This window comes from Turicibacter sp. KK003 (genome assembly GCF_037014675.1).
Classification (GTDB): Bacteria; Bacillota_I; Bacilli_A; order MOL361; family Turicibacteraceae; genus Turicibacter; species Turicibacter faecis.
In genome coordinates, this window is the sequence record NZ_CP142738.1 from 859971 (window position 1) to 874551 (window position 14581).

Consider the following 14581-nt stretch of genomic DNA (forward strand, 5'->3'; position numbering starts at 1 on the left):
CTAAAAGAAGAAGGTGCCCTAAAGTGAAAAGGAGGTGACCTTTCTGTCACAAGGTATATTTTAAATTCGGGAGACATAAATGTGTAGTAACGCCACAGGAAGAAAAAGAGGTGTAAAAATGAAAATAAGAAAAGTGTTAATTAGTTTAGTTGCATGCTTTACGTTGAGTTGCTTTATTCATGTGACTGTGGCTCGTGCAGATGAGTTAGTATCAGATGGTAAGGCAGCGGTTTTAATTGAGGCACAAACAGGGAATGTTTTGTATGAGAAAAATGCTCATGAACAATTCGCACCCGCGAGTATGACGAAGATGATGTCGATGTACTTAATCCTAGAAGCAATCGAGAATGGATCGATGAAGTGGGATGAAGTGATTCGTGTCAGTGAGCATGCGGCTAGTCTAGGGGGATCACAGGTTTTCTTAAAACCAGGTGAGGAAATGTCCGTAAAGGATTTATTCAAAAGTATTGCTATTGCATCGGCGAATGATGCGGTAACGGCACTTGCTGAACGTGTAGCCGGAACAGAAGAAAAGTTCGTTGAACAAATGAATGAGAAGGCAAAAGAATTAGGGATGAAGAACACGGAGTTTAAAAATCCAACAGGATTATCGACAAAAGGACATTTAACAACGGCGTATGATATGTCAATTATTGGACGTCATTTAGTCCAAGACTATCCTGAGATTACGGAGTTTTCAGGTCTTTACGAAGATTATATTCGCCAGGATACGGAATCTCCATTTTGGTTAGTTAATACGAATAAGTTATTAAAGTATGTTGATGGCGTTGATGGGTTAAAAACGGGTTATACAAAAGAAGCGGGATATTGTTTGACAGCAACAGCTAACCGCGATGATATGCGCGTGATTGCTGTTGTTATGGGAGCAAGTAAGTCAGATATTCGTAACCAAGAAGTGGCGCGTTTAATTGAATATGCTTATGAACAATATGAATTAGTTCCAAAATTAGAGGATCAAAAATTAGTTTCAACTGGATATAATTTATTAGCCAAAAACCGTCAATTTGATATTGTGACGTCAGAACCAATTACATTGCTTAAAAAGAAAACTGATCCTGAACAGGAGACAAATTATGAGGTAACGTTAAACGATAATATGGAGTTACCGATTCAACCTGGAGATAAAGTTGGGACATTAACTTATTATTATAATGGTGAAGTTTATAAAGAAGTGGCCTTAACGGTAAAAGAGCCTGTTGAAAAAAATAGTTTTATTGGACTACTCGGCTATATTGTGTCACAAATGTTATTTGGGGAAAATGCATAACAGAGTTTATGCATTTTCCTCCTTTTTTTATTTTTTAAGACAAATAGGATGATAATTTTAGGAGCGATTGCGGAAGGGGCGAAAAAAATAAAACACTACAATTGTCGAAAAGGAAATATGAATCTTTTTAATCGGTTAAAATGGAGTCAATCTAACATGGGAAGGGGATTATTATGAGTATAACTGTCTCACTTTATGTTGAAAATCAAGTGTTATACGTCAATTTAAATGGTGAGTTAGATCACCATACATCCGATCAATTGCGTAGCCGTCTAAATACTGTGATGGGGGAATCACAGATTAAGCATATCGTTTTTAACCTAAAACATTTAGATTTTATGGATAGTTCAGGAATCGGAATTATTTTAGGGCGATATAATCAATTAAAATCAGTGAATGGAACGGTTATGGTTATTGGAATGAAACCATTAGTTTCAAAGGTGTTCGAATTATCTGGTCTTTCAAAAATTATTAAAGTTATTGAAGATGACTCACAATTAGAGTCTGCCATTAGGGGGATTGCATAATATGAATAACGAGATGCATTTACAATTTCCTGCAAAAAGTATTAATGAAAGTTTTGCACGACTTGTCATTATTGGCTTTATTGCACCATTAGATCCAAATGCACAAGAATTAAATGAGATTAAAACGATTGTTTCAGAAGGGGTAACTAATGCGATTATTCACGGGTATGAGGATAATGAGGATGGAATGATCGATATGAAAGCTACGCTTGTTGGGCGTCGCTTACGTGTGACTATTCAAGATTTTGGAAAAGGAATTGAAAATATTGAATTGGCAAAACAACCACTCTATACGACAAAGCAGGAAGAAGAGCGAAGTGGGTTAGGATTTATGATTATGGAATCATTTAGTGACCAATTTGAGGTTCATTCGGAAGTGGGAGTTGGGACAGTGGTTTCATTTGAAAAAGAGTTTTTACCTTTAGATTCATCGGCGCAGTAACATGGCAAACATTAGACAGAAATGACAAGGCATGAGGGATGGTTGGATGAATAAAAAAGAAATTCAGGAGCTAATACGAAAGGCTCAAAGTGGTGATGAAGAAGCAAAGCTAATTTTAGTACAAAATCATATGGATTTAGTTTGGTCTGTTGTTCATAAATTTGGGCACTTAGAGGTTGAAAAGGATGACCTATTTCAGATAGGTTGTATGGGATTGCTAAAGGCTATCATCCAATTTGATATTTCTTATGATACCACCTTATCAACGTACGCCATTCCACTGATTATTGGTGAGATTAAAGCTTTTATTCGTGAACAAAGTCCAATCAAAATTAGCCGCAGTATTAAAAGTAATATTCATAAAATTCAAGAGGTAAAGGATCAGCTTAATAAAACGCTTGAACGGGAGCCCACAATGAAAGAATTGGCCGAGGCAACCGAGCTAACGGAAGAGCAAATTATTTTGGCGTTAAATGCGCCGACGAATGTTTCTTCATTAGATAATTATGAGAGAGAGGATATGCCACTTATTGAGCGGATTCCAAATCATCGTGAAGGAATGCAACTTGAGCAAAAAATCGTGTTAAAACAGCTAGTATCGGATCTAGATTCGACCGAAAGAATGCTTATTTATTTACGATTTGACTTAGGTTACACCCAATCGGAAGTCGCAAAGCGGTTAGAAATTAATCAGGTAGCTGTCTCCCGTCTTGAAAAGAAAATATTAAAAGAATTAAAAGAAAAGATGACAAGTTAGTGAAACGTCGTCTCAATCTACGGTAAACGTAGGTTGGGGCGACGTTTTTTTTATTTAAGGAAAATAAGGAGAGCTTGTTAGATGGACGTAGATAGGTGAGTAATTGATGAAGGACTCGCTTTAATCAAAGGAGCTAAGGAAGCTTGTAACGGGATTAAATGTTGATACTAAGACAAAAGTATTTGCCCCTCTTAGAAGCGATGAAAAAAATTATTTTAGTCGATTAATTTTATGATTTTATGGGGAATTTTGTGAGAAGAACTTATAATTTTTAGAAATAAAGTCATATTAAAGTGTAGAGTTCATTTTTTGAGGAGTGGTGACGTCTGTGAAAACGAAAAAATATGAAGAGGTTATTAAAAATCATGAAGTAAAACCTAATTATTTAAAAAATGCTCTAGTTTCCTTTTTCTTTGGCGGTTTAATTTGCGTTGGTGGACAACTGCTTATTGAGATGTATGTTCATTTTTTTGGTTTTGTGCGTGAAACAGCAAGTACGCTTGCGCTCGTAACGGTGATTTTAATTGCATCGGTGGCGACAGGACTTGGAGTTTACGATGAGTTTGGTCAAGTGGCAAAGGCAGGGGCATTTGTTCCTATTACAGGGTTTGCCAATTCATTGACTTCGGCTGCCCTAGAAAGTAAAAGTGAGGGAGTCGTACTTGGAATTGCGACGAATTTATTTAAGTTAGCGGGAGCGGTAATTGTCTTTGCTGTTGTTTCAGCCTATGTATTCGGAATTTTACGCTATTTATTAATAGAGTTTAATGTACTAGGCTAGAAAAAAATATGGATTGGATGATAAGCCACCTTGCGACGAAGGGTGCTTAAAGGTGAAGCTTTAGTTCTATTAAAGGGGTGTCGTATCCAACGTTTTAACGACAGACTCCGTGTAAAAAATTAGTCAGATTGATCGTGTTAGAAAAGGATGATAGGAATGAAAGCCGGAAGACAATCTTGGAAATTTAATGACGTATACTTATTAGAAACGGCAACAGCAGTTGGTCCACTAGAGTCGCAGGGACCACTGAAAGATGATTTTGATGTCATGTTTGATGAGCCCTATTGTGGTCAAAAATCTTGGGAACAAGCTGAGTCTCAGTTAATGCGTAGCGCTATTACAAAAGTAATCGAAAAAGCTAAAATTCAAGAAAATGAAATATCCGTTGCTTTTGCTGGAGATTTGGTGAATCAAATTGTTCCAACGCATTACACATTTAGAGAGACAAATATTCCCTTTTTCGGTATTTACGGGGCATGTTCTACATCGATGGAATCGCTAATGTTGAGCGCGTTGATGGTAGACAGTGATAATGCCAAAATCGCGTTGGCAGCGACGAGTAGTCATAACTCTTCTGCAGAACGTCAGTATCGTAATCCGACAGAATACGGTGGTCCAAAACCAGAAACGGCTCAATATACTGTGACGGGATCGGGCGTGGCGTTAGTCAGTCATAAAAAAACAAAAATTCGTATTGAATCGGCGACAGCGGGAATTATTGTTGATGCGGCTCAAAATAACCCTAATGATATGGGAGCAGCAATGGCCCCCGCTGCTGCACACACTATTAAGCAACATTTTGTGGATTTAGGAGTTGATCCTTCTTATTATGACCTCATCTTGACAGGGGATTTGGCGAGTTGCGGAAGTCCCATCGTCGTTGATATCCTAAGACAGGAGGGATACGATATCAGTGAACAGCATAATGACTGTGGGAAACTAGTTTTTTCACCGGATCAACCTGTCTTTTCTGGTGGTAGTGGATGCGGTTGCTGTGCAGTTGTGACGTATGGTCATATTAAAAAATTATTAGAGCAACAAAGATTAAAACGGGTTCTTGTTGTGGCGACTGGGGCCTTGTTAAATCCTTTAATTGTGCAACAAAAGGAAACAATTCCATGTATCGCTCATGCTGTTGCACTCTGTTCGGCGGATTAATAAATAAGTGTGTTGTTTAAAATATAAAAGGAAAGAAGCGATTGTCGAGATGATATTCTTAAAAGCATTTGTGGTTGGTGGATTGATTTGTGCCCTCGGACAATTTATCTTAGATTTTTTTAAGTTAACGCCAGCGCATATTACATGTGGCTTTGTCGTGACAGGAGCGGCACTAGATGTATTTGGACTTTATGATCGATTAATTGAATTTGCCGGTGCCGGAGCTCAACTTCCTATCATGAGTTTTGGACATTCAGTGATTCATGGAGCTATGGAAAAATCCGAACAGTTAGGGTTTATTGGAATTGGAATGGGGATGTTTGATTTAACCGCTGTTGGAATTACGGCAGCCATTTTATTTGCCTTTATTATCGCTCTCGTATTTAAACCGAAAGGCTGATTGGTAATGGATGAATGACTATGAGGAAAGGTGGGATACTATGGCCGAAGATAAAACGACGCAGGCTGATTTAGTCATAAAAAAGAATATTGATGAGACCCAAAAGGTATTAGAGGAAAAGCTTGGGATTGGTAAAAGTTTTGATGTCGGACAGCGTGAGATTGTTGTCATGGGACGTCGTCTTCAAATTTATTATGTAACGGGTCTGGTCGACTCCGAGTTATTAGTCGAGTTAATGACACAATTATTGTTACTCAACAGCTTACCGCACCCCGGCAATGATGTTTTACAAACGGTACATAATCGATTGGTTCACCAACAAGTCACACCCACGGATAAAATTGACGAAATTTGTACGAGTGTCTTGAGTGGGCTAGTGGCTATGATTGTTGATGGCGAAGCAGAGGGATTTGTTATTGATGTCCGTAGTTATCCTGGACGCGGCCCAGCTGAGCCTGATACGGAGAAAACCGTACGAGGATCTCGGGATGGGTATACTGAGAATATTGTGGTTAATACGGCGTTAACGCGTCGCCGAATCCGTACAGGTAAGTTAAGAAATGTTATTTTAAAGGTCGGCGATCAATCAAAAACGGATGTTGTTTTAATGTACATCGAGGGGCTTGCCGATCAACAAATGGTTGACGATGTGAAACATCGAATTGAACAAGTGAAGGTTGATGGATTAACAATGACGGATAAAGAACTAGAAGAGTTCATTACTGGACAGGTTTATAATCCTTATCCGTTAGTAAGGTATACAGAACGACCGGATGTTGTTGCGGCCCATCTTTATCAGGGGATGATAGCAATTATTGTCGATACATCACCAAGTGTGATGATAGGTCCTGTTACGTTATTTGATCACCTCACAAGTGTAGAGGAATATCGCCAAACCCCAGCGGTGGGAACATTTTTAAGATTTATTCGTTATGTAGGAATTATCGTTTCCATTTTCTTAATGCCAACATGGCTTTTACTCGTGTTACATCCGGAATATTTACCTGATTTTATGAGCTTTTTAATTCCTCAGGAGGAAGGAAGTATTCCAATTGTTATTCAGGTGTTAGCAGGTGAAATCGGTATGGAATTCTTACGATTAGCTTCCATTCATACCCCAACGGCGATTTCTTCTGCGCTTGGGATTGTTTCGGCCATTCTAATTGGTCAGGTTGCTGTTGATGTAGGTCTATTTGGTCCGGAAATTTTATTTTGCGTGGCAATCGGTGCAATCGGTGCATTTGTTACCCCAAGTTATGAATTAGGGCTTGCTAATAAGATGTTTAAACTCTTTATTATTATCGCGACCGCTCTTTTAGGACTATATGGATATATTGGAGCGATTGTAGTGGGATTTATTTTCTTAGCAACGATGAAAAGTTTTGGAAAACCTTATCTCTATCCACTTGTTCCATTTAACTTTAAGGCGCTAATGAAAGCCATTATTCGCTATCCGATTCCGTATAGATATAACAGTCGCCAACGACAATCCCAAAAAGATTCTCAACCTGAATAATTGTTGCCCCCTTATGAAATTCCGATAAATGGGATGATGAGGGGGTTTTTACGATGAAATATAAGGATTATTGATTTTTTTTTGAGAACGATTGAGAAAAATAAAAAAATTCGTTAAAATGAAGATGGGAGATTAGGCTTATTTTTGTACAACGGGGGTTAACTAGTACTTATAGAGAGACTTTTGTCGTTCAATGGTTTATAAGGGGGCTCTTTTTTCTTAACTATGAGAAAAGTGACTTGTTTTTATAGAGAAAGGGTATTTAGTAGGAAGTAGGTGGGTTATGGGTTACGAAGTGCGAATTGATGCATTCGAAGGGCCACTTGATTTATTATTGCATTTATTAAAAGAAGCAAAAGTGAGTATTTATGATATCAAAATATCTGAAATCACGCACCAGTACCTAGATTATATACATGCTATGGAAGAGTTGAAACTTGAAATTGCATCTGAATATTTGGTCATGGCTGCGACATTAATTGAGATTAAAAGTAAGAGTTTATTGCCAAAACAGGTTGTTGAAATAGAAGATGAGTATGAAGAGGATACGAGAGAGGCGTTGATTCAACGTTTAGTGGAGTATCAACAGTATAAAGAGGTAACAAAGGAGTTGCGAGAATTAGAGGAAGAGCGAGGACAATTTTTTACGAAGCCGCCTATTGATTTTTCTGATTATATTGATCATGTCGAGAAGTTGCCACAAAATCTTCAAGTTGAGCAATTAATCTCGGCATTTGAAAAGCTTTTACGTCGGCATAAGTTAACAAAGCCCCTAAAGACGAGAATTGTGCCACAAAATATTTCTGTTGAAGAGCGCATGAAGTCATTAAGTCAGCAATTGAAATATAAAAAAAGAGTGGCCTTTGCGAGTTTATTTGAGCGATTTGATAAAGAATATATTGTTGTTACTTTTTTAGCATTGCTTGAACTGGTTAAAAGTAATCAGATTAGTATTTCTCAACAAAGCTACTACGAGGACATTTATATTTCAAGTTTAGAAGGTGATGAGGTTGTTTAAGCAAGAACGTTTAGGTATTTTAGAAGGATTATTATTTGCGGTAGGGGATGAAGGAATTACACCTGCACAAGTGGAGTACGTATTAGAGGTTAATAAAGACGAGGTAAACTCTTTATTATTGGAATTAAAAGATCGCTATCAAAATATAAGTAGTGGTGTAACAATTATTGAGGTGGCAGGGGTTTATAAGATGACAACGAAAAAGGAACACGCCCCTTATTTAAAGCGACTGATTCAAAATCCACATCAACGTGGTCTTTCAAATGCTGCATTGGAAGTCTTAGCCATTGTGGCGTATCGCCAACCCATTACGCGCCATGAAATTGAAAATATCCGCGGAGCTAGTAGTGACAATGTTCTCAGAAAGTTATTAAACTTTTCATTAATTGAAGAAGGAGGACGTCTAGAAGGACCAGGTCGCCCTATTTTATTTAAGACAACGGATGAATTTTTGGATTACTTTGGAATTAAAACGTTAGAGGAACTTCCTGAATTACCGTTTATTACTCCGGATTTTAACTTAGAAGAAGAATCCGATTTATTTAATTTTTCAGAAGATGAAGAAGAATAAATATTTTTTCCCCTTTTTGGCATAATAAAAAGGTATCCTAGTTTATAAGGAGGCGTAATGTGATGCCAAGAGACCCTAAAAGTAAAAAAGTCACAAATGCAAAAGCTGCGAAGAATACGATGTCTGCTGAAATCGCAGCTGAAGTAGTGGATGATTCAAAGCCACGTCTTAAAAAAGGGAAAAAACCTAAAAAAACTTATAACTAATCAAGGATTTTAATGCGAAAGCTATCAAACGCCCAAAGGGGATTTGATAGCTTTCTTTAGTTTACACGTGATGAACTCTATGGAGCGTGGATTGTATTTGCTAGCGAGAATGTTAAAATAGAAAAGAGGTTAAATCAATCGTGTAAAAGGGAAGACGACTTGCCCCTGCGGGAGGAAGTGTCCTTGTTTGCTCATTTAGCGGATAAACTAACTGGGGGGATAACAGCGGAATTCGTTTAAGAAGGAAAAGGAAGAGGTCATAGATTAAAGAAAGTCTTAACTTTTATATAGGAAGGAGTGGAAAGGATGCAAGTGGACAAAATAGGTGAGCTTCTTTATTTTTTAAGGAAGGAACGAGATTTAACCCAAAAACAAGTGGCTAACGCTTTAAATATAAGTGATAAAACAGTGAGTAAATGGGAATGTGGACTAGGCTGTCCAGATATTTCTGTTTTGCCGGAGTTAGCAGAATTTTTTAATGTAAGTGTCGATTACCTGTTATCAGGGGAATTAAACTTAAATGAACAAATAGGAGGAAATATGAAACAATCAAAATTTTATGTCTGCCCGCAATGCGGTAATGTTGCAACATCGATTTCTGAAGCTACGATTTCGTGCTGTCATCAATTATTACAACCCCTCACACCGCGTAAGGCGGAACAAGGGCATGAGTTAGTGGTCGAGGAAGTAGACGGTGAATTTTACTTGACAACATCGCATGAGATGACAAAAGAGCATTACATTATGTTTACGGCCGCAATTATTGAAGATACGCTCATCATGAAAAAACAATATCCGGAGTGGCAATTACAATTTAGGATGCCAAAGCGTAAATATGCTCGTGTTTATTTTTACTGTAAGGAACATGGACTGTTTTATCAATTGATTAAATAGGCGGGTACGAACAAAAAAGGATGAATTTGATGTGCACCCCAAATGTTAGACTAAAAAATCTAACGTTAGGGGTGTTTTTTCTATGGCTAAATATAGTCCAGAATTCAAATTAAGGATTGTTAATGAATATTTACAAGGGACTTTAGGTTATCGATCGCTTGCTAAGAAATATCAGATTCCAAGTCAATCACAAATTGAAACATGGGTTAGACAGTATAAACAAGAAGGAAAAAACGGATTACAACCAAAAGAAAAACAAGTATATACTGGAGAATTTAAATTAAATGTATTAAACTATATCAAGACAACAGGTGCTTCATATAGCCAAACTGCTATTCATTTTGGAATATCAGATATAGGAACGATTGCGAATTGGAATGCAACGTTTCTAAAAGGCGGTGTAGAGGCATTACTTAAACCGAAAGGAAGGTCTCAAAGCCCTATGCCAAAATTAAAAGCATCTAAACAACCGAAAACTTTAACACGTGAACAACAATTAGAAGAAGAAATTAAATTACTCAGAATTGAGAATGAATACTTAAAAAAGTGTCACGCCCATGGGATTACGCCATGGAACCAAAGAATCAAATCGAGACAAGAATCATCCAAGAATTAACGGCTAATTTTAAATTAAGTGATATTTTAAAGGTCACAAAATTTCCTAAATCAACCTATCATTATTGGGTTAAAAAGATGGCGCAAGAGAATCCAGATCAAGAACTTGAAAATCTTATTTTAAGCATTTTTAAAGAAAATGATGAGAATTATGGTTATCGTCGAATCACAGATGAGCTTCATCATCGAGGTCATCGGGTTAACCATAAGAAAGTCTATCGTCTGATGAAAAAGCGTGGAATTATTTGCGTTAAGTTTAGTCATAAATCACGTAAATATCGTTCGTATAAAGGAACTGTTGGAACAGTGGCTAAGAATCGAATTAACCGCCGATTTAATACCCCTTATCCGTATCAGAAATTGACAACAGATGTGACTGAGTTTAAAACGCAGGAAGGAAAGAAATTATATTTAAGCCCAATCATGGACATGGCAACCGGTGAAATTTTGTCCTATTCAATGAGCCATAAACCTGACTTGAATTTTGTCATGGAATCTCTGAATCAGGTCCTACCTATTCTCAAACAAGCAAAATATAGAATAACCCTTCATTCCGATCAAGGTTGGCAGTATCAACATCAAAAATGGGTTAAAGCATTAAAAACACATAAAATTTTTCAAAGTATGTCACGAAAAGGAAATTGTCTAGATAATTCACCGATGGAAAACTTCTTTGGAATCCTTAAACAAGAAATGTACTATGGAAAGACATTTAAAACCTATGAGGAGTTAAAAGAAGCCATTGAAAACTATATCTACTACTATAATCATAAACGAATTAAAAGAAAATTGGCTGGTATGAGTCCAGTCAAATACCGAATTCGTACCAGCCAATTAGCTGCATAATATTAAGTTCAACATTTGGGGTTCACTACAATTCTCATCCTTTTTTTATGATTTGAAAAAGAAGAAAAGAGATAAGTGTGAATCAAAAGGACGATTTGTTACGAGGGATGCCAAAGGGGTAAATCGTGATTATTATTAAAAATCTGTCATAACAGGTGTTTTTATTCAAGGATATTTTTTGTCTTCTACTCATAGAGTGTAATAGTTACAGGACTGAGGTGAGTAAAAAATGAAAAAAAACAAGATATTCGTAACGCTAATGATCTTTTTACTCCTATTAACAAGTCATTCAAATCGTGCCTCTGCGATGGGAATTAGTTCTCAGTGTGGAATCTTAATGGAGCAATCAACTGGGCGGGTTCTTTATGAAAAGTGTCCGAATGATCAGATGTATATTGCTAGTATTACGAAGATTTTAACAACGATTGTGGCGATTGAAAATGCGGATTTGGATGCATGGGTAGAAGTATCGGAGAACGTTACACAACAAGTAGGATCTGCGTTATATTTAACGCTTGGGGATCAAGTTAAGCTTATTGATTTATTGTATGGATTAATGCTTCGCTCAGGAAATGATGCGGCGATGGCGATTGCTGAATTTGTGGGTGAAGATGAAGAGGGATTCGTCAAGATGATGAATGAAAAGGCTCAAGAAATCGGAATGACGAATAGTGTATTTCAAAATCCTTCTGGATTAGATGAGACAACCTATAATTTATCGACGGCAAAAGATATGGCATTAGTCATGCAATATGCGATGAATAATCCTATTTTTAGAGAAATTACAGGGACAAAGACTCATAAGGCAACAACGAAAAATGGGACCACTTATGTTTGGAACAATAAACATAAGTTAGTGACGGGCTACTATGATTATGCCATTGGTGGGAAAACTGGTTTTACGAAGCAGGCCAGACGAACGCTTGTGACTTCAGCACGCAAAGATGAGATGGAGTTAATTGTTGTCACTTTAAAAGCGGGTGATGATTGGAATGATCATATGAGTTTATTTAATTATGGTTTTGATCATTATGAGGTTAAGACGTTAATGACGCCAGGGGAGATTCACGTAGAAAACCGCGAGCTTAAAGATAAGTTATATATTGAAAAACAAGTCGATGTTGTTATTGCAAAAGATGGAAGTGAGAAGGTGACGACGGACTTATCGCTTTATGAGAAAGCGAAGGGAAAAGAAGTGGGACAATTAAAGGTATTTATTGATGAGCAGCTGGTACAGGAAATTCCTGTTTATAAAGCAATCGAACCAAAAGTTGAAAAGCAATCATGGTTTGAAAAAGTGGTTAATTGGTTCACAGGGGCGGTGAGCTTCTAGTGATTCATAAAATTTGGATGGGACTGTTCGCAATTGGAATCGTTTATGGCTTTTTTAGTGGAACAACTTCAGCAGTCAATGATGCGATTTTGGCAGGTGCCCAGGAAGCGATCAATTTGCTTATTTATTTAGCAGGAATCATGGTGTTTTGGACAGGAATTTTACAGGTGGCAAATCATGCAAAAATGCTTGATTTGCTTTGCAAGGTTTTAACGCCAGTGACTCGGTTTTTATACCCCAAGCTTAAAGCGGGACATCCAGCTTTGAAATATTTAACGACCAATATGGTGAGTAACTTATTAGGGCTTGGAAGCGCAGCAACTCCAACGGGTCTTAAGGCCATGAAGGAGTTGCAGGCAACAAATCCTGATCCCGCACGTCCGAGCTTTGAGATGTATACGTTGCTCGTTATGAATACCGCGGGATTTACTTTAATTCCAACAACGATTATTGGGATTCGTCATATGTATCACTCAACAAATCCGAGTGAGGTTTTTTTACCCATTCTTTTTGCTTCCGGCATCACGACCATTGGGGGATTGTTGATTCATAATATTTATAGTCGAATGAAACGGATTCCTTCCTCTGGTGAGGGTGTTGTTAGAAAACGACAGGAAAGAGGGTGAGTAGATGGGGGCAATCAGTGTATACATTTTACCAATCTTTTTGCTTTCTGTTTTTGTCATGGCCTTTGTGAACAAAACGAATGCCTTTGATCACTTTGTAGAGGGGGCAAAAGAGGGGATGAGGACAACGGTGTCTTTAGTTCCTAATATTGTCGGGATGATTGTTGGAATTAAGGTTTTTTTGGCCTCAGGAATCGTTGACGCTATCGCAAATCTATTAGATCCTATTCTAACAGCTATTGGCGTGGATGCTCACGTGTTACCTCTGATGTTTTTAAGGCCCCTGTCAGGATCGGCGGCCCTTAGTGTGACATCAGACTTACTTTCTATTTATGGTCCTGATTCGGGTATTGGACGTCTAGCCTCAATCATGCAGGGAAGTACAGATACAACGATTTATATCATTACTGTTTATTTTGCCGCGGTAGGGTTGAGTGAGATGAAGCACGCGCTAAAATTAGGATTAACGGCTGACCTAATTGGGTTTATTGCTGCTATTGTGTCTGTTTCTATTTTCTTTGGATAAAAGATAAATAGCATGTGAAATTTCTCTTCCATAGGATTAAACATTGATTTTTACTTATAATAAAGGTAAAATGAGTGTTACATCTAGATTCTTGTCGAATTTAGCGTCATTTCTGATTGGAGGGTTTTACATGGAACGATTGCAAAAGGTTATTGCCCATGCAGGGATTGCTTCCCGACGTAAGGCGGAGCAATTAATTTTAGAAGGAAAAGTAACTGTTAATGATAAAGTAGTGCGCGAATTAGGCGTTAAGGTGACAGGAAAAGAAAAAATTGAAGTTGAGGGAATCCCGCTTCAACGAGAAAAAAAGGTTTATTACGTTTTACATAAACCACGTGGTTTTGTTAGTACTGTTTCTGATGAGAAAAATCGTCGAACTGTTTTAGATTTCTTTAAAGATAAAGTTTCGGAACGACTTTATCCTGTTGGACGCTTAGACTACGATACATCGGGTGTTTTATTGTTAACCAACGATGGAGACTTTGCGAACAAAATGATGCATCCGAGTGGGGAAATTGATAAAGTTTATTTAGCACGTGTAAAGGGAATTGTTACACAGGAAAGTTTAAAACCGTTAGCTAAAGGGATTGTCGTTGATGGTTATAAGACCAAGCCTGCGAGCGCCCGTTTAATTTCAGTGGATAAAAAGAATCAATCGTCACTTGTTCAATTGATCATTCATGAAGGGAAGTATCATCAGGTAAAAAAAATGTTTGATGCGATTGGTTTTCCTGTAAAAAAATTACGTCGTGAGCAGTTTGGTTGCATCGATGTGGTTGGTCTTGCGGCAGGGGAGTTCCGTCCGTTGACACCACATGAGGTAAAGACATTAGTCTCAATGGCGAATGATAAGAGAGAGAAGCCAAAAGTTAAGTTTACAAAAATGCGTCAATTTTAAAGATAAACATCAAAAAACGGGCGATAAAGTTCTCATGATTAGAAACTTTATCGCCCGTTTCATACCCTTTTATGAGGTGAGTAGGAAAGTAAAAGGATTAAATTCTTTTTGTTTCTCTCGCCTTTAATAAAAAAAGGCTTATTATTGTTAAAATAATAAGCTTTTTTTGTATAAGTTTT

18 protein-coding genes are annotated in these 14581 nt (G+C 37.4%); all 18 read left to right on the plus strand.

Going from position 1 to position 14581, the window contains the following annotated elements; translation table 11 throughout:
* Positions 1–118: 118 nt before the first annotated feature.
* The gene (locus tag VXM77_RS04380; protein ID WP_161830820.1) at positions 119–1288 is read left to right on the plus strand and encodes a D-alanyl-D-alanine carboxypeptidase family protein; all 1170 of its coding nucleotides are present in this window, start codon (positions 119–121) and stop codon (positions 1286–1288) included.
* A 173-nt stretch (positions 1289–1461) separates the two neighbouring features.
* Entirely contained in the window at positions 1462–1815 is a 354-nt protein-coding gene (spoIIAA, locus tag VXM77_RS04385; RefSeq protein WP_161830821.1) for an anti-sigma F factor antagonist, read from the plus strand.
* 1 nt (position 1816) lies between these two features.
* Entirely contained in the window at positions 1817–2257 is a 441-nt protein-coding gene (spoIIAB, locus tag VXM77_RS04390) for an anti-sigma F factor (RefSeq protein ID WP_161830822.1), read from the plus strand.
* A gap of 46 nt (positions 2258–2303) precedes the next feature.
* Positions 2304–3014, plus strand: coding sequence for a sigma-70 family RNA polymerase sigma factor (locus tag VXM77_RS04395; RefSeq protein WP_161830823.1), 711 nt, complete (start codon positions 2304–2306; stop codon positions 3012–3014).
* 328 nt (positions 3015–3342) lie between these two features.
* Positions 3343–3795, plus strand: a complete 453-nt coding sequence (gene spoVAC / locus VXM77_RS04400) for a stage V sporulation protein AC (protein WP_161830824.1) — start codon at positions 3343–3345, stop codon at positions 3793–3795.
* A gap of 156 nt (positions 3796–3951) precedes the next feature.
* The gene (spoVAD, locus tag VXM77_RS04405; RefSeq protein WP_262950258.1) at positions 3952–4953 is read left to right on the plus strand and encodes a stage V sporulation protein AD; all 1002 of its coding nucleotides are present in this window, start codon (positions 3952–3954) and stop codon (positions 4951–4953) included.
* A 49-nt stretch (positions 4954–5002) separates the two neighbouring features.
* Positions 5003–5353, plus strand: a complete 351-nt coding sequence (spoVAE, locus tag VXM77_RS04410; protein WP_161830826.1) for a stage V sporulation protein AE — start codon at positions 5003–5005, stop codon at positions 5351–5353.
* Between the two features lie 40 nt (positions 5354–5393).
* Positions 5394–6869, plus strand: coding sequence for a spore germination protein (locus VXM77_RS04415; protein WP_161830827.1), 1476 nt, complete (start codon positions 5394–5396; stop codon positions 6867–6869).
* 283 nt (positions 6870–7152) lie between these two features.
* On the plus strand, positions 7153–7887 hold the full coding sequence (locus tag VXM77_RS04420) for a segregation/condensation protein A (RefSeq protein WP_161830828.1): 735 nt from the start codon (positions 7153–7155) through the stop codon (positions 7885–7887).
* Entirely contained in the window at positions 7880–8458 is a 579-nt protein-coding gene (gene scpB / locus VXM77_RS04425; RefSeq protein ID WP_161830829.1) for an SMC-Scp complex subunit ScpB, read from the plus strand. Before VXM77_RS04420 ends, scpB begins: the two co-directional genes overlap by 8 nt.
* 59 nt (positions 8459–8517) lie before the next feature.
* Entirely contained in the window at positions 8518–8664 is a 147-nt protein-coding gene (locus VXM77_RS04430; protein WP_338507236.1) for a hypothetical protein, read from the plus strand.
* A gap of 306 nt (positions 8665–8970) precedes the next feature.
* A complete protein-coding gene (locus VXM77_RS04435) occupies positions 8971–9558 on the plus strand; it encodes a helix-turn-helix domain-containing protein (protein WP_161830831.1) in 588 nt (195 codons plus the stop codon).
* 82 nt (positions 9559–9640) lie between these two features.
* Entirely contained in the window at positions 9641–10174 is a 534-nt protein-coding gene (locus tag VXM77_RS04440; protein WP_161832943.1) for a helix-turn-helix domain-containing protein, read from the plus strand.
* A complete protein-coding gene (locus tag VXM77_RS04445) occupies positions 10129–11019 on the plus strand; it encodes an IS3 family transposase (RefSeq protein WP_161832944.1) in 891 nt (296 codons plus the stop codon). Before VXM77_RS04440 ends, VXM77_RS04445 begins: the two co-directional genes overlap by 46 nt.
* 229 nt (positions 11020–11248) lie before the next feature.
* Complete coding sequence (locus VXM77_RS04450) at positions 11249–12352, plus strand: D-alanyl-D-alanine carboxypeptidase family protein (protein ID WP_338507238.1); 1104 nt, start codon at positions 11249–11251, stop codon at positions 12350–12352.
* Positions 12352–12978 carry a hypothetical protein gene (locus tag VXM77_RS04455; protein WP_161830833.1) on the plus strand — a complete coding sequence of 209 codons (627 nt, stop codon included), beginning with the start codon at positions 12352–12354 and terminating at the stop codon, positions 12976–12978. Before VXM77_RS04450 ends, VXM77_RS04455 begins: the two co-directional genes overlap by 1 nt.
* A gap of 4 nt (positions 12979–12982) precedes the next feature.
* On the plus strand, positions 12983–13504 hold the full coding sequence (locus VXM77_RS04460; RefSeq protein ID WP_161830834.1) for a nucleoside recognition domain-containing protein: 522 nt from the start codon (positions 12983–12985) through the stop codon (positions 13502–13504).
* 130 nt (positions 13505–13634) lie between these two features.
* Positions 13635–14402: a pseudouridine synthase gene (locus VXM77_RS04465; protein WP_161830835.1), complete on the plus strand. Its 768-nt coding sequence runs from the start codon at positions 13635–13637 to the stop codon at positions 14400–14402.
* Positions 14403–14581: the final 179 nt, after the last annotated feature.

What these genes read in the sequence shown, in the direction of transcription:
- VXM77_RS04380 (WP_161830820.1), top strand. Translation starts at nt 119, where the DNA reads ATGAAAATAAGAAAAGTGTTAATTAGTTTAGTTGCATGCTTTACGTTG.
- spoIIAA (WP_161830821.1), top strand. Translation starts at nt 1,462, where the DNA reads ATGAGTATAACTGTCTCACTTTATGTTGAAAATCAAGTGTTATACGTC.
- spoIIAB (WP_161830822.1), top strand. Translation starts at nt 1,817, where the DNA reads ATGAATAACGAGATGCATTTACAATTTCCTGCAAAAAGTATTAATGAA.
- VXM77_RS04395 (WP_161830823.1), top strand. Translation starts at nt 2,304, where the DNA reads ATGAATAAAAAAGAAATTCAGGAGCTAATACGAAAGGCTCAAAGTGGT.
- spoVAD (WP_262950258.1), top strand. Translation starts at nt 3,952, where the DNA reads ATGAAAGCCGGAAGACAATCTTGGAAATTTAATGACGTATACTTATTA.
- spoVAE (WP_161830826.1), top strand. Translation starts at nt 5,003, where the DNA reads ATGATATTCTTAAAAGCATTTGTGGTTGGTGGATTGATTTGTGCCCTC.
- VXM77_RS04415 (WP_161830827.1), top strand. Translation starts at nt 5,394, where the DNA reads ATGGCCGAAGATAAAACGACGCAGGCTGATTTAGTCATAAAAAAGAAT.
- VXM77_RS04420 (WP_161830828.1), top strand. Translation starts at nt 7,153, where the DNA reads ATGGGTTACGAAGTGCGAATTGATGCATTCGAAGGGCCACTTGATTTA.
- VXM77_RS04435 (WP_161830831.1), top strand. Translation starts at nt 8,971, where the DNA reads ATGCAAGTGGACAAAATAGGTGAGCTTCTTTATTTTTTAAGGAAGGAA.
- VXM77_RS04440 (WP_161832943.1), top strand. Translation starts at nt 9,641, where the DNA reads ATGGCTAAATATAGTCCAGAATTCAAATTAAGGATTGTTAATGAATAT.
- VXM77_RS04445 (WP_161832944.1), top strand. Translation starts at nt 10,129, where the DNA reads ATGGAACCAAAGAATCAAATCGAGACAAGAATCATCCAAGAATTAACG.
- VXM77_RS04450 (WP_338507238.1), top strand. Translation starts at nt 11,249, where the DNA reads ATGAAAAAAAACAAGATATTCGTAACGCTAATGATCTTTTTACTCCTA.
- VXM77_RS04460 (WP_161830834.1), top strand. Translation starts at nt 12,983, where the DNA reads ATGGGGGCAATCAGTGTATACATTTTACCAATCTTTTTGCTTTCTGTT.
- VXM77_RS04465 (WP_161830835.1), top strand. Translation starts at nt 13,635, where the DNA reads ATGGAACGATTGCAAAAGGTTATTGCCCATGCAGGGATTGCTTCCCGA.